The organism is Bordetella ansorpii (assembly GCF_900078705.1).
GTDB lineage: Bacteria > Pseudomonadota > Gammaproteobacteria > Burkholderiales > Burkholderiaceae_B > Bordetella > Bordetella ansorpii_A.
The window spans coordinates 134,031-154,699 of sequence record NZ_FKIF01000002.1 but is presented as its reverse complement, the minus strand read 5'-3'; the positions used below and the strand labels follow the sequence as shown (position 1 = coordinate 154,699).

The following is a 20,669-nucleotide window of genomic DNA, read 5'->3' as shown; positions in this document are numbered from 1 at the left end:
GTCTTTGAAGAGTCAGTCATGAGCCAACTGAGTTTTTCGGAAGCGGAGTTCAGCGGCAAGCGCAAGCAGACGCGGCGCGAGAAGTTTCTGGGCGAGATGGAGCGTACGGTGCCGTGGGACTATCTTGCAGGCGAGATCGCCAAACATTACCCGCAGGCAGGCAAGCCTGGGCGCCAGCCGTATCCGATCGAGACGATGCAAGCGCCTGGCGGTGCTCGTGGCCGTATGACACAAAGGAAAGACATGGACGTTCAGCATATTGCGGCATTCTCAGCCGCATCGTCCGGCGGCAACCCCGCAGGGGTCGTTATTTGCGAAACGTTGCCCCCGGCGGATGAAATGCAGCGCGTTGCCCAGCAGGTCGGTTATTCGGAAACCGTGTTTGCGGCGCCGCTGCAAGACGGGTGGCGGGTGCGCTACTTCTCGCCGCTGGTCGAGGTGGACTTTTGTGGGCACGCCACGATCGCGCTGGGCGCGGCGTTGGCGAAACGACAGGGTTCGGGCACGTTCGCGCTTCAACTCAATCAGGCGGAAATCACCGTTGATGGATACGACTCGCAGGCGGGGTGGAGCGCATCGTTTCGGTCGCCTCCCACGCGAAGCGGCGGCGCACCGCAGCCCTTGCTGCAAGAGGCCCTGGCGCTCTTCAAACTGCATCAAGCCGACCTTGATCCACGGATACCGCCCGCGCTGGCCCATGCCGGTGCCAACCATCTTGTTCTGGCCTTACGGTCGCGCGACGCGCTAAGGCGTATGAACTACGACATCGCGCAAGGCCAAGCCTTGGCCAGCCGTGAAGACCTGACTACGTTTTGCCTGGTCTACGCCGAACAGGATCAACACTTTCATGTGCGCAATCCGTTCCCGCTGGGCGGCGTGTTTGAAGACCCTGCCACCGGCGCCGCCGCCGCCGCGCTGGGCGGCTATTTGCGTGATATCGGCTGGCCTCATGGGGCAAGCATCCGTATTGATCAAGGCGACGACATGGGCGTGCCCTGCCGTATTCGTGCCGACATCGGCGCGGCAAGCGGCGAAGGTATCCGCGTTTCTGGCAATGCCCGGCTGATGACACGGCCTTGAATGGCATTGCGGCCACGGCGCCAACGGCCAGTGCACTGAAGACCGTCGCGCGCAACGTGTTGGGTCTTTCACAACTCATGAATTGTAAAAGCAAGAATACAACTTTAAAGTTGTATTCTTGCTTTACAACTCTAATTGCGTATTTCAATTTTACTGAGTAGAATTTGTAAATAGAAAAAACAACCCGAGACTTGTATGCCCGACTTCACCGTCCGTACGGCGGAGCAGCTGCCAGCACTGCTCCGGGGTTTTCGCAAACAGTCCGGCCTGACCCAAGCGGATACGGCCAAGCGCCTGGGCGTCAGCCAGCAGGCCCTGTCCAATCTCGAGCGCCATGCCGACAAGGTCAGCGCCGATCGCCTGCTGGAGCTTCTGAGCATCCTGGGCGTCGAGCTCGTGCTGCGCAAGACCAGCGAATCGCCGTCGCCCAAGGCGTCGGTGGGCCCCAACTGGTGAACCCATGGGTCGGCGTTCGCACACCCGCACCCTGAATCTCTGGATGAATGGCGAATTCGTCGGCACCTGGAGCGTGCAACCGCATGCCGGAGAAGTCCTGCAGTATGCCGACGCCTGGGTGGCTTCCGGCCAGGGGCGCCCGCTGTCGCTGTCCCTCCCTTTCACCCCGGGCAACCCGCCGCACCGTGGCGAAGCCGTGCGCACCTACTTCGAAAACCTGCTGCCGGACAGCAAGGAAATCCGCGAGCGCGTTGCACGTCGGTATCAAGCCGGTTCGACCCACGCGTTCGCCCTGCTGGCTGAAGTCGGCCGGGACTGCGCCGGCGCGCTGCAGGTGGTGCCGGGCCCCGAGGCGCCGGACGGCGTTCAAGAGGTGAACGCGGTTCCGATGACCGACGCCGAGATTGCCCAACTGCTTCGCAACACCTTGACGCCAGGCCCCCTGGGCCGGGACGCCGCCGAGGATGAAGCCTTCCGCATCTCCATTGCCGGAGCACAGGAAAAGTCGGCCATGCTCTGGTACGACGGGCGATGGTGCCGGCCGCATGGCGCGACACCGACCACTCACATCTTCAAGCTGCCACTGGGCCTGGTCGCAAACATGAAGTTCGACATGAGCGATTCGGTCGAAAACGAGTGGCTGTGCTCCGAAGTCCTGCGTGCCTACCAAATGCCGGTGGCGCGCACCGCGCCCCTGATGTTCGAGGACATGAAGGTGCTGGCGGTCGAGCGCTTCGACCGGATGTGGTGGGAGAACCCGGAGGGCAGGCGCTGGCTCATCCGGCTGCCGCAGGAAGACATGTGCCAGGCGACGGGAACCCCGCCGCATTTGAAGTACGAGTCCGACGGCGGGCCGGGTGTGCGCCAAATCATGAGGCTGTTGGCCACGTCGCGCGCTCCCGACCGTGACCGCCGCACGTTCTTCCAGGCCCAGGTCCTCTTCTGGATGCTGCGCGCCACGGATGGTCACGCGAAGAACTTCAGCATTTTCCTGCGCCAGGGCGGCACCTACGAACTCACCCCGCTGTACGACGTGCTTTCCGCTTACCCCATCATCGGCAAGGGTGCGAATCGGCTGTCTCCGTACGACGCCAAGATGGCCATGGCCGTGCGCTCGAAAAACCCCCACTGGGTCATGCGCGACATCCTGCGTCGGCACTGGATTGCCATGGGCACCGAGCATGGCGTAGTGGATCAAAACGGTCAGGGGGTGGAGCACGTCCTCGACGACCTGGTGGCGCGCACGCCCGCAGCCGTGAAGACCGTCCGCGCGCTACTGCCGGCTGGATTCCCCATGCACGTGGCCGACTGCATCCTCAACGGCCTTCAAGAGGCCGCCGACAAACTGGCAGGTTAGCGCCAGAGGATCAGCAGGGTGGAGCAGCCCGGTCTTCGGGGATGGCAGGGGCTCCGCAGTGGGTCAGGCCCAGGTGCTTCGACCTCGGCGGCTGACGCTAAAAAGCGTAGGTTTTCGATGGAGACGGCGGTCCTGCCCGGGCGGATCTCACGCAGGCTGGCAGCGCGTCAATCCCCTCGCGCCAGCCGCTCGGCGGTGGCTACCGCACGCATCAGGAAGGCCGAACGGTCGTCCTTTCGATAGCTCACGATCACCGGCGAGGTGAAGCGCGCTGCCGCGATGGGCACGTAGCGCACATCGGCGCGATGCGCGCGCTGCACCGAGGCCGGCACGACGGTGACGCCAATCCCTGCCGCCACCAAGCCGAGCGCAGTCTGCAGCTCATTCGCTTCCAGTACCACCTGCGGCGCGTGCCCGGCCTCGCGGAACAGGCCCAGTACGTGGTCGGCGTAGTTGGGCCGCGGCCGGGCTGGATAGAGCACGAACGGCTCGGCCGCGAGCGCAGCTACCGCCACACGGGTGCGGCCCGCCAGCCGGTGCGCCATCGGCAGCGCCGCCACGAGCGGCTCGTTCGCCAGCACGCGGCGCTCGATGTCAGGGTCATCGAACGCGATGCGCCCGATGCCCAGGTCGATATGACCGCGCTTGAGGGCTTCGATCTGCGGCAGCGAGGTCATCTCGGTCAGGCCGACCTCGACCCGGGCATCGGCCTGACGCACCTGCCGGATCAGCTCCGGCACGAAACCATAGAGCGACGAAGGCACGAAGCCGATCCCGAACCAGCGCGTGGCCTGCGCGCCCAGCCTGCGCGTGCCGGCCACCACGTCATCGAGACGCGCCGTGAGCTGCAACGAATGTTCGTAGAAATAGCGCCCGGCCTCGGTAAGCCGCAGGGCGCGCGGGGCGCGCTCGAACAGCACGACGCCCAATTCTTCTTCGAGCTGACGGATCTGGCGCGATAGGGGAGGCTGCGCGATGTGCAGCGTGGCGGCCGCGCGCGTGAAACTGCCTTCGCGCGCCACGGCCTGGAAATAACGCAGATGACGAAGTTCCATCAATGGATACCTTAAAGGTATGGATAGAGATCAATATAGTCTTGGACGGCCTCGTCGTGCGTGGTGATACTGGCGGTCATCCACTTTTTACCGTTTCAGGTATGGCTGCCATCACCCTAGATTCCGTCGAAACCCTGCTGGTCGACCTGCCCACCATCCGGGCGCATCAGCTCGCCATGGCCGTGATGCAGCGCCAGACGATGGTGATCGTGCGCGTGCGCGGCAGCGACGGCATCGAAGGCATCGGCGAGGCGACCACCATCGGTGGCCTGGCCTACGGCGAAGAAAGCCCCGAAGGCATGAAGCTGGCGATCGACACCTACCTGGCGCCGGCGCTGATCGGCGAGGACCCGACCAACATCAACGCCGCGATGCGCCGGCTCGACAAGATCGCGCGGGGCAATCGTTGCGCCAAGTCCGCCCTCGAAACCGCGCTGCTGGATGCGCAGGGAAAACGCCTCGGCGTGCCCGTGAGCACCCTGCTGGGCGGCGCAGTGCGCAGCTCGCTGCCCGTGCTGTGGACGCTCGCCAGCGGCGATACCGCGCGCGACATCGACGAAGCCCAGGCCCTGCTCGAAGCGCGCCGGCACAACACGTTCAAGCTCAAGGTCGGGCGCCGCGCGGTCGCCGACGATGTGCGGCACGTGGCCGAGATCAAGCGCGCGCTGGGTGACCGGGCCCGCGTGACTGTCGACGTGAACCAGGCCTGGAACGAAGCAGACGCAGCGGTCGCGATCGCGAAGCTCGAAGACGCCGGCGTCGACCTGATCGAACAGCCCATCGCCCGCGACAATCGCGCCGGCATGGCACGGCTGGCCGCGCGCTTCGTGGTGCCCATCATGGCCGACGAGGCCGTGTGCACGCCGGAGGACGCGCTTGAGCTTGCACGCCTGGGCGCGGCCGATGTGCTGGCGCTGAAGATCGCCAAGTCCGGCGGCCTCACGGGTGTCGCTCGGGTGGCCGCGGTCGGCGACGCCGCCGGCATGGCGCTCTACGGCGGCACCATGCTCGAGGGCTCGGTGGGTTCCATCGCGTCGGCCCACGCCTTTTGCGCGCTGCCCACCATGGCCTGGGGCACCGAGCTGTTCGGCCCGCTGCTGCTGAAAGACGATATTGTCACGACGCCGCCCACCTTCACCGATTTCGTCATGCATGTGCCGCCGGGCCCGGGCCTGGGCATCGTGCTGGACGAAGAGAAACTGGCGTTCTATCGCCGCAAAGACTGAACGCCCCCGCAGCGGTCACGGCGGCGACGCGCACGCCGCGGCGCGGGCCACGATAAACACAGGAGACAAACCATGCAGATCAAGCAAACCCTCGTGCGCCTGGCCACCGGCCTCACGCTGTGCGCCGCCGCCCTGGCCGCGCAGGCCGCCGGCTACCCCGATCGTCCCATCAAATGGGTGGTGCCGTTCCCGCCGGGCGGGGCCATGGACAGCATCGCCCGCACGCTGGGCGAAGCGATGGGCCGCGAACTCGGCACCACGTTCGTCGTGGAGAACCGTGCCGGCGCGGGTGGCAACATCGGTGCGGCCACGGTTGCCCGCTCGGCGCCCGACGGCTACACGATCATGATCGCGGCCAACGGCATGGCCGTGAATCCCGCCCTCTATCGCGACATGAACTACGACCCGCAAAAGGACTTCGCGCCGATCTCGCTGCTGGCCGTCGTGCCCAACGTGCTGGTCGCCAACCCTGACCGCACGACCGCCAGGAGCGTGCAGGACGTGATCTCGCAGGCCAAGGCCAAGCCCGGTCATTACACCTACGCCTCTGCGGGCGTGGGCACCTCGATCCACCTGGCGGGCGAGCTGTTCGTGTCGTTGGCGCAGGTCGACATGCTGCACGTGCCCTACAAAGGCAGCGGTCCCGCCATCGCCGACCTGCTTGGCGGCCAGGTCGACTACATGTTCGACAGCATCACCTCGGCCAAGCCGCACATCCAGGCTGGCAAGCTGCGCGCGTTGGCCGTGACCACCGCCAAACGTTCGTCCGCCCTGCCCGACGTGCCCACCGTCGCCGAAGCAGGCCTGCCCGGCTACGAACTGATGCCGTGGTTCGCGGCCTTCGCGCCCGCGGGCACGCCGCCGGATATCGTGGCGCGGCTGAACAGCTCGATGCGCAAGGCGCTGGCCGATCCCAAAGTCAAGGACGCCATGGCCTCGATCGGCGCCGAACCCATCGGTGGCAGCCCCGGCGAGCTGCGTGATCATCTCGCCAAGGAGACCGCGCAGTGGGCGGTGCTGGTGAAGGAGCGGCACATCAAGGTTCAGTAGACACTTCAATGAGGTTCGGCGCGCTTCATTCCTCGGTTCCCGGCATGTCTGTCATTGCGCGCGGTCTCATGGCTGATCCCCGCAGCCCGCGACCCTACCAGGCGTGCCGGGCGTCGTCCGGAAATGTCCCGTCCTTGACGGCGCGGACATAGTTTTCCATGGCCCCCTGGATGCTCGCCGCGCCATCCATGAAGTCGCGCACGAACTTCGGCACCCGGCCCAGGTTCATGCCCAGCATGTCGTGCAGCACCAGCACCTGACCCGCCGTCCCGCGTCCCGCGCCGATACCGATGGTGGCGCAGTTCGTCAGTTCCTGGGAAAGTGCCGCGGCCAATGCGGCGGGAACCATCTCGAACACCACCATCGTGGCGCCGGCATCCTGGAGCGCCAGGCTGTCCGTGCGCAGGCGCCGGGCTTCCTCATCCGTTCTGCCTTGAACACGAAACCCGCCCAGGGACGAAACGGTTTGCGGCGTGAGTCCCAGGTGCGCGCAGACAGGCACGCCACGCTCCACCAGGAAGCGCGTGGTGTCGGCCGTCCATCCGCCGCCTTCGAGTTTCACCATTTCAGCGCCCGATTGCATCAACTGGATCGCGGATGCCAGGGCTTGCTCCCGGGACTGCTGGTAGCTGCCGAACGGAAGGTCCGCGATCACCAGGGCGGTGCCGCCCGCGCGGCGCACGCCTTCGGCCACGCACCGGGTGTGGTAGCTCATCTCTTGCAGCGAGACCTCCACGGTGGTCGTCAAGCCCTGGCACACCATGCCCAGGGAATCTCCGACCAGGATGCAGTCGATTCCGGCGGCGTCGGCGACGGCCGCGAAGGTCGCGTCGTAGGCGGTGATCATCGCGATCTTCTCGCCTTCGGCATGCATCCTTGCGATCTTCAGCGGCGTGGTCTTTCTTCTTGGGGCGCTGGGGGGGCCGCCGTAAGGGGCGGTCTCTGCCGTGGAGGTGGACGCTTCCGAGCCGTGGGGCGCTGTACTCATGCTTGAACTCCTTGGGGCCCATGCGGGCTTTGCCGAGGAGTAATAGTACGGAATTATGTGCCGGCCTGGATGGGGCCCGAGGCCAGCCTTGGGGCCGGTACCGGGACGGGCCTTGCCTGCCGCCCGGGCCGGTCCATGCGGGTTACACGGATGTCTGCCGATGCCTACAGGCAGGCATCAAGGCGCCACCGCCGCGCCTTCGATACCGTGCCGCGCCAGCGCCTCGGCGACGAACCCGCTGCGCTTCATGTCCTCGGCGAAGCCGTGCAACAGCTTGGCCGCCGCAGCCCCCCGTCCGCTCGACAATCCCATCGCCTGCCGGATCGTCATGAAGCTGCCGGGAAGCAGGCGCAGCCCCGCATGACGCCGTGCATCCATCTCCAACTGCTGCTTCACTCCCGCAGCCACGTCGCTGCCGTCGGCCAGGAACGTATCCACCACCGTCGGCGACGTCGCCGCGCGCGTGATCGTGGCGTGCTTCAGTTCCCGCGTCAGGAACAGGTCGTAGGCACTGCCCTTGCCCACCGTCACACGATGTCCAGCCCGATCCACTTCGTCCATGGATCGCAGCGGCGACTCGTCCTTCACCAGATACGCCCCTTCGATCAGCACATACGCTTCGGTGAACGTGATGCTGGCCGCGCGCTTGGGATCGATGGCGAAGAAGCCGACGTCCGCGGCTTCCCGCGAGACCGTATCCACGGCCTCGCCCGCGCTCTCCAGCACGATCAGTTCCAACGCAGCGCCCAGGCGTTGCGCGAACGCACGGGCCAGATCCACCGACACGCCAGCCGGCGCGCCATCGGCATCGCGCCGCGCAAGAATGGGATTGCCCACATTGATGGTGGCGCGCAGGGTGCCAGTGGGCGTGAAAGCAGAAGCGAGTCCGGATGCAATGGTCATGGCTAAAAACTCTGTTGATCAAACGCTGAAGCGTTTCAGTTGAGGGGCACGGCACGGATCGATACGCTGCGCCGCCATGGCGCGCGCCGGGCTGTCCGCCGCGCCGGCATCGGGCGCGCCTGATCGATCAACCCGCATGCCGCTCCAGCAACGCCATCACGTCCGCATCGATGGCAATGCCATCGGCACGCTGCGCAGCCATGCGCGCCAGCTCGATCTCGCCCGGCTGAATGACCGGCCGCGAGGCATCGGCCGGCGGGCTGCCATGCAGGATCGCCGCGAAGTCGTTCATGCGATCCGCCAGCCATTGCGGCGAGCCCAATCGACGCGTATCGATCAGCAGGAAGAAATGGCCCAGGTTCTGCGGCTCGTCCGGCGCATCGACCCACGACTTCACGCGGGTCAGATAGGCCGCGTTGGACAGCAATCCGGCAAACAGGTCGACCATCAGGGCCAGGCCATATCCCTTGTGGCCGCCGATGGGCTGCAGGAAGCCATCGAGGGCCTGTTTGGGATCGGTGGTGGGCAGCCCCTGCGCGTCGGTGGCCCAGGAGTCCGGAATGCGCGTGCCAGCCTTCAACGCATTGCGGATCTTGGCGCGGGCGACCACGCTCATCGCCATGTCCAGCAGGAAGTGCCTGCCGTCCGGGTTGGGTACGCCGAAGCCGATGGGGCTGTTGCCCACGCGGGCGTCGGTGCCGCCCCAGGGCGCGATGGTGGTGGTGGCGTTGCTGCCGATGATGCTGGCGAAGCCTGCCTCGGCGGCCAGCAGGCCATAGGGCGAGATGGGACCGAAGTGGTTGCTGTTGCGGGCCAAGGCGATGCCCACGCCGTTCGTCTCGGCCGCGGCCATGGCGGCGCGCAGCGCATGCATGCCGACCAGCGGGCCCACGCCATTGTCGCCGTCGATCAGGCGGATGGCGGGCGCGGGGCTCTCGACCTGGATGTTGGCGCGGGCGTTGATGCCCTTCACTTGCAGGCGCTCGCCATACGATTCGATACGAGACAGGCCGTGGGTGGACAGGCCGAACAGGTCGGCCAGCACCAGCACCTCGGCCACGTCGGTGGCATCTTCCTGCGGCAGGCCCAGGCCCATGAAGGCCTGGACGCCCAGCGCCTTCAGTCGGGTTTCCGGGACGACGACTTTTTCACGGGTATTGGCCATGCTGATTCTTCCGATGAGGATTGAGGAAAGTCATTCGATGGAGAGCCGGGCGTCTTTCACGACCTTGCCCCAGCGTTTTTCTTCCGCGTCGATGAACGCCGCGAACTCGGCGGGGCCGGCGCCCGAGGGCTCGCTGGCGTCGTGCGCCAGGCGGGTGCGCACGGCATCGGTGGCCAGCGCCTTGACGCCGGCCTGGTGCAGGCGTTCGATCACGGCGGCGGGGGTTCCGGCGGGCGCCAGCAGGCCGAACCACTGCGAACTCTCGAAGCCGGGATAGCCTTGTTCCGCCACGGTAGGCACGTCGGGCAGCACGGGCAGGCGCTTCCCGGACCCCACGGCGATGATGCGGATGCTGCCGGCCTGCGCATGCGGCAACAGGCCCGGCGTGCCGGCGGCGGCCGCGTCGATGTTGCCCGCCAGCAGGTCGTTGACCTGCGCGCCGGTGCCCTTGTAGGGCACATGCAGCACGTCGATGCCGGCGGCCGTCTTCAGCATTTCAAAGGCCAGGTGGCCGGCGCTGCCGTTGCCGGCCGATCCGTAGTTCAGTTCGCCCGGCTTGGACTTGGCCAACTGCACGAACTCCGGCAGCGTCTTGGCGGGCACCTTGCCGCCCACCGCGAACACCATGGGCAGCTTGGCCAGCAGCACGATGGGCGCGAAGTCGCGGCGCGCGTCGTAGTTGAGTTTGGGCATCATGGCCGGGTTCACGGCCAGCGTGCCGACGTGGCCCAGGATCAGGGTGTAGCCATCGGCGTTGGCGCGCGCCACCTCGGTGGTGGCGATGGTGCCCTGGCCGCCGCCCTTGTTCTCCACGATCACTTGCTGCCCGAGGTCGCGCGACATCTCGGCGGCGACGGCGCGGGCGACCACGTCGGAACTGCCACCCGGGCCGTAAGGCACCAGGAGGCGGATGGGGCGTTCGGGCCAGGCGGCGAGGGCTGGGGAGAACGGTGCGCTGGCGGCCAGCGCGGTGAAGGCGGCGGCGGCCAGGCACCGCCAGGACAGGCTTTGAAGCGTGGACATCGATCGGGTCTCCGTATGAGCCCGCCGGGCCGCCACCAGGGCGAATGGCATGGGACGCCATCCAGCGGGCGCCGCCTCTCGGAGCGGCTGCGGGCTATCGTGCCCACGCGGCTGGATCGAGTAAAGTGCAAAAATTCGATCTATTCTTGTTCAAAACGCATGAAATTCGATCTGGGCGATCTGCGCGCCTTCCTGGCCGTGGCGGACTTGGGAAGCTTTCGCGCGGCGTCGGAAGCGCTGCATCTGTCGCAATCCGCGCTGTCCCGTCGCGCCGACAAACTCGAGGCGGCGCTGGGCGTGCAGCTGTTCACGCGCACCACGCGCAAGGTCGAGCTGACGACCATCGGGCGCGGCTTCGTGCCGCGCGCGCGCAACGTGCTGAACGAGCTGGAAAGCGCGCTGGTGGGCATCCAGGACGTGGCCGAACGCTTGTCCGGCATGGTGACCATTGCCTGCGTGCCTTCAGCGGTGGCCTATTTCCTGCCCGACGTCATCCGCGACTATCACGCGCAGTACCCGCGCATCCGCATCCGCATCATCGATGAATCCTCGTCGCAGGTGCTGACGGCCGTGGCGCGCGGCGATGCCGATTTCGGCCTGACCTACATCGGCACCAACGATGCCGAGATCGAGTTCAAGCCCCTGCTGGAAGAGCCGTTCGTCGCGGCGGTCAGCCGGGGCCACGCCCTGGCGCGGCGCAGGTCGTTGAAGTGGTCGGACCTGGCCGATTATCCGTACATCTCGTTGGCGCAAGGCAGCGGCAACCGCTTCCTGATCGATCAGGCGTTGGCGATGAACGTCGAGCGTCCCCGCCATTTCTGCGAGGTGCAGCACGTGCCGGCCCTGGTCAGCATGGTCGAGGCGGGGCTGGGCATCGGCGTGGTGCCGCGCCTGGCGATGCCGCGCGCCGATCATGGCGCGCTGGTCAGCATCGCGTTGCGGGAACCCGCCGTCACGCGCACGATCGGTTTGATCCATCCGAGAGGCAAGACGCTGAACCCCGTGGCCAAGCTGTTCTACGAATTACTGGCGGAACGGGTGGAATCGCGTCGTTAGCCCCTTCGATCCGCATGCGGCGTGGCCGGGCCCGTCACGCCGCGCATGGGACCGGCATGACGGGCCGCGTTTCAAGAGACGGGAACGCGCCGCGCAAGGGCGGGCCGTGCCACCGCCGGCCATCGGGCAATGTCATGCCAGGGCCGTTTCTGGCAGTTTGGCGATGACCTTGATCTCGAACTGGAAGCCCGACAGCCAGGTCACGCCGATGGCCGTCGCGGCCGGATACGGCGCCTGGCCCCAATACTCCGCGGCCACCTGCCAGGCGCGTTCGAAGTGCTTGTCCGGGTCCACCATGAATACCGTCGCGTCGATGACGTCGTCGAAGGTGCAGCCGGCTGCGGCCAGGATGGCGTTGAGATTCTTGAAGGCCAGGCGCACCTGGTCGTCGAGGTCCGGCTCGGGCGTGCCATCGGCACGGCTGCCGACCTGGCCGGCGACGAACAGCAGGCCGTTGGCGCGGATCGCGGGGGAGTAGCGGTGCTGCTCGTACAGGGCGTGACGGTTGGGCGGGAAGACGGCGTCGCGGGTAGTCATGGGCGTTCCTTGGAAGTGGTTGGAGACGTTGCCACTTTAGGATTTCGCCGGCCGGGGATAAACCGGCGGTTCGCGCAAGCACTGTTTGCGTAGCCCAAACAATGCGAAAGAGCCAAACGGAACCGGGCGGCACAAGGTGCCGCCCGCCGGTTCACGCTGCCCGGATGTCCGCAGTCTCAGCGCACCGGTGTGCGACCGTCGCTCAGCAGTATGTCCATGCGGTTGGCCAGCCGCCGTTGGTACTTCTTGTAGCTGCGGTACAACTGCCAGCGCATCGCGATCAGGATCAGGATGGCGCCGATGAAGGCGACGTAAGGCAGCGACAGTCCGCCCACGCGCAGGCCGCCTTCGCTGCCCACCGCGCTGGTGCAGACCACCACGGCCGCGGCCACGCCGGTGTAGTGCATGCCGCATACCGCGATGGCCATCAGGCCCGCCGCCAGGATGCGTTGCCATTCGCGCTGTACGTTGAAGGCCAGCCAGACCGCCGCCGTGGCGGCCAGGACCGCGATGACGACCGACAGCACGACCAATCCGACATTCCATTGGAAGAATGCCGGCATGCGCATGGCGCTGACGCCGATGTAGTGCATGGCCGCCACCGCCAGGCCAGCCAGCAGGCCCGCCACCGCACAGCGGAACAGCGAGAACGGCCGTCGGCCGACATACCAGAACGCCACGCCGGAGAATGCGATGGCGACCAGGGCACTGAATAGCGTCGGGATCAGCGCGTATTCCACGTCGAAGGGCAGGTTCTGGGCCTGCATGCCGATGAAGTGCATGCCCCAGATGCCGATGCCGCCCATGGAAAGGGCGCCGATCACGGCGTAGCCGTGCCAGGATTCGCCTTCGCGCACGCTGTCGCGGATGTGGGCGGCGGCGCTCAGGGCGACGTAGGAACCAAGCAGCGCGATCACGAAAGACAGCAGCAGCAGGCCGTCTTGGAACGAAAGGGGGACAATGTCACCGGGTTTCATGGGGGCTCCGGATTAAACGAGATATCCGCTTGAACCGAGCGCTTTGTTAATGACTGCGATCGATGAAAGCTACGGAAGACTGGGGAGGCCGGATGGACGGAAAAGCGGTTGTTTCAGGTGCTTGCCTAGTCTTATCTATTAACATTTATTTGGCATTAGGGTTTTCACTGATCTTCATGCTAATGCGACAAAAGCAATGAAATGGATATTCGATAATCAACGATTATTTCAATGGCGCACCATGGATGAATAATGCCGCTGGCTGTTGTCCGGCGGCATTATCGGTATGCCCCGGTCAAAGGTGCCGGCGCAACGGCCACGCGATGTCTTCGCGCCCGCCGGGCCAGCGCAGGTCCGTGTGGAACTGCTCCAGCCGGCCGCTCGGGGACCATGCGGGGAATCGCCATGTCCGATCTCCAGATCGCAGGAAACGGCGGATTCCGCGACCCTTTGAGGGATGCGTAGTCGACCACGCCGATGACTGGCACGCCGGCGCGACGGAACTGCAGCCTATCGTGGTGTTCTTCGACCACTTCCGGTCCGTGTTTCCGTCGGCAGCCAGGGCCGGGACCGTCGCCAATGCCGAAATCAGGACCGTCGCCCAGCGCAATTCCCCATCTGGATGAGGCTCGCCCGCGTTCTTCCGCACGTATTGCACGTTCACGTTCCCGGGGGGCCGCGACGGCCGCCAATGGGCGCGCCCGCGAGGTCCGTCGCATTCTCCGGCCTGGGTCCTGCCGCCGGACTGCCTGCCGGTCGGGGAGTCTTCGCAGCTAGTAAACACGCTGGCGCGCCATTTCGGCGGTGTCCATTTGGCGCGTTGCGCCTGGAGTCCGGGTGGCCGAACCTTTTGTCCACTTTCCCGCGGCCCAAGGTAATCGACCTGGCCATCCGAGCGGGTTTGGCCTTGCATCCGGGCAGATGAAAACAGTGCAAGTATTCACTGACATATAACCCGAGGCTTTAAGGTCTCCGCGTTCGCATCGCCTCCGCTGCTTTTTTCCAGGAAAAATCCACACACCGAAATGCATTAACTATTCGTTAAATATTTGGAAGTACAGTCGAAGCCGGCGGTCAGAACGGGCTCTCCCGGACTGCTGGCGCCGCCATGTGAATGCGGCGGATCAGCCATTGTCGATGTGCTATTGAAATAGGCGAAACATGAGTCTGGCAGCGATGAAAGTGAGGTCCCGCCTCGCGATCGGTTTTCTTTCTCTGATCCTGGCGCTGGTCGCGCTGGGAGGTATTTCGTTGTATGCCATGAGGGCGTTGGATCGAGCGATCTACGACATCGTCGCGGTGAACAGCCAGCAGTTGCAGTTGGCGTTCACGATGCGCGATACGGTCCAGGACCGCGCGATCGCGGTGCGCAACGTGGCCTTGCTGACCGACCCGCAGGCGGTCGCGGAAGAGATCGCGCGGGCGGACCGCTCGTCCAAGGCGTATTTCGCAGCCGCCGAGCGGCTGGACAAGATGTTCACCGCGGACCCCTCCACCTCGGAGGAAGAGTTCCGGCTGATCCGGGATGCCAGGCAGGCGCGGGTCGCCGCCGAGCCGATCTATGCGCGCGCCATGGAGGCCGGCCGCCAGAACGATCCGGCCGAGGCCGCGAGAATCCTGCGGGAAGAGCTGAGAGCCAAGCAGAGTGCCTGGATGAGCAGCCTTTCCGCATTGGCCGAACTGGAGTCGAAACTCAGCACCGAGGCGGCGGATCAGGCCTTGGCGACGGCGCAGGCCCTGCGGTCCGGTATCGTGGCGATCATGGTCATCGGCTTGCTGCTCGGCGTGGCCGCCGCGGTCCTGATCACCCGCGGCATTCTCAGGCAGTTGGGCGGCGAGCCCGCCGACGCGCAGCGGCTGGCGGGCGCCATCGCGTCCGGCGACCTGACCACCGCGTTGACGCTGGACCCGCGCGACACCTCCAGCCTGATGTACTCGCTGGAGGCGATGCGGGGGCAGCTTGCTTCCACGGTCGGCACGATCATCTCCGCCGCCGAGTCCATTTCAACCGCGGCCGCGCAGATTGCCGAGGGCAATGCCGATCTGTCGCAACGCACGGAAGAGCAGGCGGCCTCGCTGGAAGAGACCGCCGCCAGCATCGAGGAATTGACCTCCACGGTGCGCATGAACCAGGACAACGCCGCCGGCGGCAGCGAACTGGCGTTGGACTGCTCCAACCTGACCGCGCAGGCGGGACAGGTGGTCAAGCAGGTCGTGGACTCGATGGCTTCCATCTCTTCCGACGCCGGGCGCGTGGGCGAGATCGTTGCTGTTATCGATAGCATTGCCTTCCAGACCAACATCCTGGCCCTGAACGCGGCCGTGGAAGCCGCCCGGGCGGGCGAGCAGGGACGTGGATTCGCCGTCGTGGCCACGGAGGTCCGCGCGCTGGCCCAGCGCAGCGCCGTCGCCGCCAAGGAGATCAAAGGCCTGGTCGAGAACTCCAAGGAGGCCGTGCGGGGCGGCACCGCGCTGGTGGCCAACGCGGGCGGCCGGATGGACGAGGTGCTGTCCGCGGTGGCCAAGCTGAAAGAGGTCACCGTCGAGATCGCCACGGCATCGCGGGAGCAGACCAGTGGCATCGAACAGGTCAACGTGGCGGTCTCGCAGATGGACGCGATGACACAGCAGAATGCGGCGCTGGTCGAAGAGTCGGCGGCGGCGGCCAGTGCGATGTCGACGCAGGCGCGCGAGCTTCTGCGGGCGGTTGCGGCCTTCAAGACCGCGCGCCACGCCGCATCGGCTTCCGTGCCCCAGGCAGGCCGGTACGATCGCCTGGCGCTGGCTGGCCCCAGCCTCTGAGGCGGGCGCGATGACGGCGGCATACCGCGCTGGCGAAGGGGGGCGATCGAGTGTCGCCCTGCCGCCACGCCCGGCTATTCGGCTCAAACCGCTGCGGATATCATCTGCGGCGCAGACATGCGGCCGGTGGCCGGCAACGCGCTTGCAAAAAGCCTCGGGCGCTCTCACGTGTCGCTGGAAACGCTTCTGGCGCTGATGGATGCCGCACGGATGCGGCTTCTGGAACTGAAGAAGCCTTGATGCCGGCGAGATCGAGCCTGTCGCCATGATGACGCCGGAACGTATCGCGTGAATCGATGGTGCGCCCGGTGTGCGAAGCCTGGGCGCGATTGAGGGGAGTTCTGACTCAGATGCGAATCCTGTTGGTCGAGGATGACGCCATGTTTGCCGACGCATTGACGCTCGCGCTCGAAGAATTGGATTTCACGGTCACGCTGGTTCAGGCGGTGGAGGCCGCCAAGGTGTTGCTGCTTGGACACGCGTTCTCGACGGTGTTGCTGGATATCGGCCTGCGGGGCGGGTCTGGGCTGGACGTGCTGCGGTTTCTGCGCGCGCGCAATGATGATGTGCCCGTCATCGTCATTACCGCGCGGGACTCGCTGAGCGATCGCATCAGGGGCCTGGACGTCGGCGCCGACGATTATGTGATCAAGCCGTTCGAGCCCACCGAACTGTTCGCCAGGATCCGTGCGCTGCTGCGCCGCAGCGGCGTGGCGGGTCCGCAGGTGCTGGTCTGGCGGCATATCAGGCTCGACCTGAGGCGCCGCGCGCTGTCCGTGCATGGCAGCGAAGTGCATCTTTCCGAGCAGGAGTTCCGGACGCTGGCGATCCTGCTGCGGCATCCGAACCGGCTGGTGTCGCGGGAAGAACTGCGTTCCAAGATATACGGCGACGGGTATGACGGCGAGAGCAACACCATCGCCGTGTTCATCCACTCGCTTAGAAAGAAGCTGGGCGGCGATGCGATAGAGAACGTGCATGGGCAAGGCTATCGCATGCGCAAAAAGCGTATCTGATCATGTGGCTCGCGAAATCGCTTCGGGCCAGGGTCCTGCTGGGAATACTGACGGTCTTGATGATTTCATGGCTGCTGCAATTCAGCCTGTACTGGGAAAGCGTGACCCGTGAACAGTCGGGCGTGCGCGACCACGGCTTGCGCTCGGTGGTCGGCAGCCTGGCCTTCTTTCTCGAGTTCGTGCCGGCCATGCAGGAAATCGGCAGCAAGCGTCCCGCGCCGGATTTCCTGCTGCACCAGGCGGGCAGCTATGCCGAGTTCCAGATATGGGATCTGTTCGCCGGCAGGCTGGTGCTTGCCTCGCGCGCCGCGCCGAAAGGGCGGCTGTCACCCGCCGATATCGCGGGCTTCGCGACCGTCCAGGTCGATGGCGAGCTGTGGCGCGTGTACTCGGGGCTGGACCCTTCGGCGCGCTTCGAGATCGTCGCCGGCACGCCGGTTCAACAGTTCAACGAGCAGCTCACCAAGCGGTTCCGGCTCGGCGCGCTGGTCACGCTGCTGATGTTCATGGGCATCGGCGGGGTCACGGTATTGGTCGTGCGGCGGTCGCTGCGCACCCTGTCGCATATCGGCGCGGACATTTCCATGCGGGGCGCGGGCGATCATTCCGACCTGGACGAAAGCCGCGTGCCCAAGGAAATCAAGCCGCTGATACGTGCCATCAACGCCCGGCAGCGCAAGGTGTGCGCGTTGATGATGAACGAACGGCGTTTCATCGGCGATGCGGCCCATGAGCTGCGCACGCCACTGGCGGTGTTGGCTGTCTATGCCGACACGGCCTACCGCACGCACGATCACGAGAAGACGAAACTGCTGCTGAAGAAGATTTCAGACACCACCCGGCGCAGTTCCCGCATCGTCGAGCAGTTGCTGGATCTGGCGCGCATGGAAGGCGACCAGAGCGAGGTCAGGTTCAGCCTGGTGGATCTTTCCGCGGTGATCGATCTGGTGGTGAGCGACATGCAGTCCGCTTTCGATGAGCGGGACCAGCGCGTGATCGTCGATGCGCGGCCGTGCTGCGTGCATGGGCAGATCGATGCGCTGGGCACCCTGGTGCGCAACCTCGTGGACAACGCGGGCCGCTACAGCGGGATGGGCAGCACGATCAATGTGCGCATCGCGCAGACAGGCGGCGCCGTGGTCCTGACGGTGAACGACAATGGTCCCGGTATCGATCCGCGGGAGCGAGAGCGGATTTTCGATCCCTTCTACCGCGTGCCTGGCGCCGGCAGCCATGGCAGCGGCATCGGCCTGGCATTGGTGTGGCGCATCGCCCGCCATCACCGGGCCACGGTGACGGTAGTTGAGGGATTCGGCGGCCGTGGCGTACGGTTCGACGTCACGTTCCCTACATTGACCGTGCCGTAGCGCCGCGCTGTGTTCTGTCCAATGCCTCCTCGCTGGCTTCATGTCGAGAACGCCTTCCGTATCGTTGCCCTTCGCCGTGCTGGAGCAGGCCCGCGGCAAGGGGCTGGCGACTCGGGCGCCTGATCCTGGCTGGCCTGCGCGGCCGACCGCTTTGCCACGGCAAGCGCCGCGCTGGTTTGCAGCGCCTGCACGCAGGCTTGAACCGCCGGGTGATCCCGCTCGCCCTTTCGGATTGCCAGCAGGATTCTGCGCTGTATCTCCGGCCGCATCTTGATGGCCCTCACGCCGGGCAGCGGTCTCACCATCCGCATGCCCGACGCGATCGACACCGAGCATCCCGACGCCACCATCGCCGCGACCATCTCGAACCCCGTGCAGTGCGCATTGATCCGTGGCGCGAATCCGGCTCTACGGCATAGATTCCCGATGAATTCCCCGAACGAGCTGTAGGTCGAATCCAGCGCCCAGGATTCATCCCGCAGATCCGCCACGCGCAGGAAGGGGCGTTGCGCCAGCGGATGTCCCGCCGGCACCAGGATATGCATCGCATCCTGCGCCAATGGCAGCAGTTCGTAGGCATCGTGCCGGCCGCTGGGATCGGCCGCCAGGTCGTCGATGATCGCCACGTCGGTGTGCCAGGCCCCCAGCGCCGAGAGACCTTCCTGCGGCTCCATTTCCTGCACGACCACGTTCAGGCGCGGATGCTCCAGCTTCAACGCCTGCACCGCATGGGCCAGCACGGCCACGGCCACCGACGGAAACGCCGCCACGCGCAGTTCGCCCGCGACGTCGTCGCGCAATTGCGCCAGTTCGGAGCGCGCCTCGTCCACGATGCCCATGATGCGTTCGGCATGGCGCACCAGGGCCTCGCCGGCGGGCGTCAACGCCACGCCGCGTCCACGGCGCTCGGTCAGCGCCGTATCCAGTTCCCGTTCGAACTGCGCGATCTGCTGGGAGATGGCCGATGGACTCAGGTGCAGCGATTCCGCCGCCGCGGCCATCGTGCCGCAGCGCGCCAGTTCGCGCAGGGTAAGCAAGCGGTTCAGATCCATGTCCGCAAATTTATGCAATCCAACAGTTTGGCTAACTAATATCGTTAATTTAAATCAGTGGACATGACGATAAGCCATTCCTACCATGAGCGTATAGGCCCGGCCGCGGCGGCGGCAGGCATTTTCGACGCATCAGGAAGGAAGCAATGCCATGGCAGTCAGCGTGTTCGACTTGTTCAAGATCGGGATCGGTCCGTCCAGTTCGCACACGGTCGGACCGATGCGCGCCGCCCGGCTGTTCACGCGCGCGCTGGATACCCACGGCGAAATGCCCGCCGTCGTCCGGGTGCGCGTCTCGCTGCACGGCTCGCTGGGCGCCACGGGCAAGGGCCATGGCAGCGATACCGCCGTGCTGCTGGGCCTGGCCGGGCACGGCCCGGACACGGTAGACGTCGAACGGATTCCCGCCCTGCTGCAAGCCATCCGCGGCACGCGGTCGATTCGCCTGGGCGATACCCACGCGATCGGGTTCGAGGAGAAGCGCGACCTGCTGTTCTACCGCAAGGCCTTGCCCTTCCACGCCAACGGCATGCGTTTCGAAGCTTTCGACGCCAACGGGACGTTGCTGCGCGAGGCCGTCTATTACTCGGTGGGCGGCGGCTTCGTCGTCAGCGATGCGGTGGCCGCCGATGGCCAGAGGCAGAAGATCATCGCGCCCGACGTCACGGTGTTGCCCCTGGCGTTCCGCAACGGCGACGAGCTGCTGCGGCTGACGCGCCTGCATGGCCTGAGCATCGCTGGCCTGATGCGCCGCAACGAGCAGCACTGGCGCAGCGATGACGAGATCGACTCCGGCCTGCTGAATATCTGGCGCGTGATGCAGGCCTGTGTGCAGCGCGGCAGCAAGACGCAGGGGGTGCTGCCGGGCGGCTTCAAGGTGAGGCGCCGGGCGGCCGACCTGGCCCAGCGGCTGGGGGCGTTCTCGCCGCACCCCGACGATCCGCTGCGCGTGCTCGATTGGGTGAATCTGTGGGCGATGGCGGTGAACGAAGAGAACGCCGCGGGCGGCCGCGTGGTGACGGCGCCCACCAACGGCGCGGCCGGCATCATCCCCGCCGTGCTGCATTACTACACGCACGCCATCGCGCATGCCAATGAACAAGGCGTCGTCGACTTCCTGCTGACGGCGGGCGCCATCGGCATCCTGTACAAGGAGAACGCGTCGATCAGCGGCGCGGAGGTCGGTTGCCAGGGCGAGGTCGGCGTGGCCTGTTCGATGGCGGCTGCCGCGCTGTGCGCCGTGCTGGGCGGTACGCCGGCCCAGGCCGAGAACGCGGCCGAGATCGGCATGGAGCACCACCTGGGCCTGACGTGCGATCCCGTGGGCGGCCTGGTGCAGATCCCATGCATCGAGCGCAATGCCATCGCGTCGGTGAAGGCGATCAATGCCGCGCGCATGGCGCTGCATGGCGACGGCTCGCATCACGTCAGCCTGGACAAGGTCATCAAGACCATGCGCGAGACGGGCGCGGACATGCTGACCAAGTACAAGGAAACGGCGCGTGGCGGCTTGGCGGTGAACATCGTCGAGTGCTGATCCGCGTCCCCCGCCGTGCTGA

General features: G+C 66.0%; 19 protein-coding genes. 11 read left to right on the top strand and 8 right to left on the bottom strand.

Translation table 11 applies throughout. The features are described from left to right. Positions 1 to 18 precede the first annotated feature (18 nt). The 3 genes from A6745_RS04345 (at position 19) to A6745_RS04335 (ending at position 2,893) form a co-directional block, all read left to right on the top strand. Positions 19 to 1,080: a PhzF family phenazine biosynthesis protein gene (locus A6745_RS04345; RefSeq protein WP_330999991.1), complete on the top strand. Its 1,062-nt coding sequence runs from the start codon at positions 19 to 21 to the stop codon at positions 1,078 to 1,080. Between the two features lie 195 nt (positions 1,081 to 1,275). Continuing rightward, entirely contained in the window at positions 1,276 to 1,536 is a 261-nt protein-coding gene (locus A6745_RS04340; RefSeq protein WP_066124174.1) for a helix-turn-helix domain-containing protein, read from the top strand. A 4-nt stretch (positions 1,537 to 1,540) separates the two neighbouring features. Then, on the top strand, positions 1,541 to 2,893 hold the full coding sequence (locus tag A6745_RS04335; protein WP_066124173.1) for a type II toxin-antitoxin system HipA family toxin: 1,353 nt from the start codon (positions 1,541 to 1,543) through the stop codon (positions 2,891 to 2,893). Positions 2,894 to 3,060: 167 nt separating this feature from the next. On the opposite strand, the gene A6745_RS04330 is transcribed toward A6745_RS04335, so the two are convergent. Then, positions 3,061 to 3,948 (bottom strand): LysR family transcriptional regulator, encoded by an 888-nt coding sequence (locus A6745_RS04330; protein WP_066124171.1) that lies wholly within the window; start codon positions 3,946 to 3,948, stop codon positions 3,061 to 3,063. Positions 3,949 to 4,049: 101 nt separating this feature from the next. On the opposite strand from A6745_RS04330, the gene A6745_RS04325 reads away from it, so the two are divergent. Both A6745_RS04325 and A6745_RS04320 read left to right on the top strand, forming a co-directional pair. Next, entirely contained in the window at positions 4,050 to 5,174 is a 1,125-nt protein-coding gene (locus A6745_RS04325) for a muconate/chloromuconate family cycloisomerase (RefSeq protein WP_066124169.1), read from the top strand. Positions 5,175 to 5,246: 72 nt separating this feature from the next. Next, complete coding sequence (locus tag A6745_RS04320) at positions 5,247 to 6,224, top strand: tripartite tricarboxylate transporter substrate binding protein (protein WP_066124167.1); 978 nt, start codon at positions 5,247 to 5,249, stop codon at positions 6,222 to 6,224. A 94-nt stretch (positions 6,225 to 6,318) separates the two neighbouring features. Here the strand turns inward: A6745_RS04320 and panB are convergent, their stop codons facing one another. The 4 genes from panB to A6745_RS04300 all read right to left on the bottom strand — a co-directional run bounded on the left by panB (position 6,319) and on the right by A6745_RS04300 (position 10,303). Beyond that, on the bottom strand, positions 6,319 to 7,212 hold the full coding sequence (gene panB / locus A6745_RS04315) for a 3-methyl-2-oxobutanoate hydroxymethyltransferase (RefSeq protein ID WP_066124164.1): 894 nt from the start codon (positions 7,210 to 7,212) through the stop codon (positions 6,319 to 6,321). Between the two features lie 177 nt (positions 7,213 to 7,389). Then, positions 7,390 to 8,115, bottom strand: coding sequence for a transporter substrate-binding domain-containing protein (locus tag A6745_RS04310; protein WP_066124162.1), 726 nt, complete (start codon positions 8,113 to 8,115; stop codon positions 7,390 to 7,392). Positions 8,116 to 8,242: 127 nt separating this feature from the next. Then, the gene (locus A6745_RS04305; protein ID WP_066124161.1) at positions 8,243 to 9,280 is read right to left on the bottom strand and encodes an Ldh family oxidoreductase; all 1,038 of its coding nucleotides are present in this window, start codon (positions 9,278 to 9,280) and stop codon (positions 8,243 to 8,245) included. 30 nt (positions 9,281 to 9,310) lie between these two features. Further along, positions 9,311 to 10,303, bottom strand: coding sequence for a Bug family tripartite tricarboxylate transporter substrate binding protein (locus A6745_RS04300; RefSeq protein WP_066124159.1), 993 nt, complete (start codon positions 10,301 to 10,303; stop codon positions 9,311 to 9,313). A gap of 159 nt (positions 10,304 to 10,462) precedes the next feature. Between A6745_RS04300 and A6745_RS04295 the strand changes: the two genes are divergently transcribed. Continuing rightward, positions 10,463 to 11,359, top strand: a complete 897-nt coding sequence (locus tag A6745_RS04295; protein ID WP_066124157.1) for a LysR family transcriptional regulator — start codon at positions 10,463 to 10,465, stop codon at positions 11,357 to 11,359. Between the two features lie 132 nt (positions 11,360 to 11,491). On the opposite strand, the gene A6745_RS04290 is transcribed toward A6745_RS04295, so the two are convergent. After that, on the bottom strand, positions 11,492 to 11,896 hold the full coding sequence (locus tag A6745_RS04290) for a RidA family protein (RefSeq protein WP_066124155.1): 405 nt from the start codon (positions 11,894 to 11,896) through the stop codon (positions 11,492 to 11,494). A gap of 176 nt (positions 11,897 to 12,072) precedes the next feature. After that, on the bottom strand, positions 12,073 to 12,873 hold the full coding sequence (locus A6745_RS04285) for an MHYT domain-containing protein (RefSeq protein WP_066124154.1): 801 nt from the start codon (positions 12,871 to 12,873) through the stop codon (positions 12,073 to 12,075). Between the two features lie 1,176 nt (positions 12,874 to 14,049). Between A6745_RS04285 and A6745_RS29515 the strand changes: the two genes are divergently transcribed. The 4 genes from A6745_RS29515 to A6745_RS04270 all read left to right on the top strand — a co-directional run bounded on the left by A6745_RS29515 (position 14,050) and on the right by A6745_RS04270 (position 18,058). Then, on the top strand, positions 14,050 to 15,675 hold the full coding sequence (locus A6745_RS29515; protein ID WP_066124152.1) for a methyl-accepting chemotaxis protein: 1,626 nt from the start codon (positions 14,050 to 14,052) through the stop codon (positions 15,673 to 15,675). Positions 15,676 to 15,792: 117 nt separating this feature from the next. Next, on the top strand, positions 15,793 to 15,915 hold the full coding sequence (locus tag A6745_RS29510) for a hypothetical protein (protein ID WP_269148883.1): 123 nt from the start codon (positions 15,793 to 15,795) through the stop codon (positions 15,913 to 15,915). A gap of 56 nt (positions 15,916 to 15,971) precedes the next feature. Then, positions 15,972 to 16,691 carry a response regulator transcription factor gene (locus A6745_RS04275; protein WP_231885903.1) on the top strand — a complete coding sequence of 240 codons (720 nt, stop codon included), beginning with the start codon at positions 15,972 to 15,974 and terminating at the stop codon, positions 16,689 to 16,691. 2 nt (positions 16,692 to 16,693) lie between these two features. Then, the gene (locus A6745_RS04270) at positions 16,694 to 18,058 is read left to right on the top strand and encodes a sensor histidine kinase (RefSeq protein WP_066124149.1); all 1,365 of its coding nucleotides are present in this window, start codon (positions 16,694 to 16,696) and stop codon (positions 18,056 to 18,058) included. Positions 18,059 to 18,096: 38 nt separating this feature from the next. On the opposite strand, the gene A6745_RS04265 is transcribed toward A6745_RS04270, so the two are convergent. Further along, positions 18,097 to 19,110: a LysR family transcriptional regulator gene (locus tag A6745_RS04265; RefSeq protein ID WP_082852885.1), complete on the bottom strand. Its 1,014-nt coding sequence runs from the start codon at positions 19,108 to 19,110 to the stop codon at positions 18,097 to 18,099. 151 nt (positions 19,111 to 19,261) lie between these two features. Here A6745_RS04265 and A6745_RS04260 point away from each other — a divergent pair, with 151 nt between their 5' ends. Next, the gene (locus tag A6745_RS04260) at positions 19,262 to 20,647 is read left to right on the top strand and encodes an L-serine ammonia-lyase (RefSeq protein ID WP_066124147.1); all 1,386 of its coding nucleotides are present in this window, start codon (positions 19,262 to 19,264) and stop codon (positions 20,645 to 20,647) included. The last annotated feature ends 22 nt before the right edge of the window (positions 20,648 to 20,669 follow it).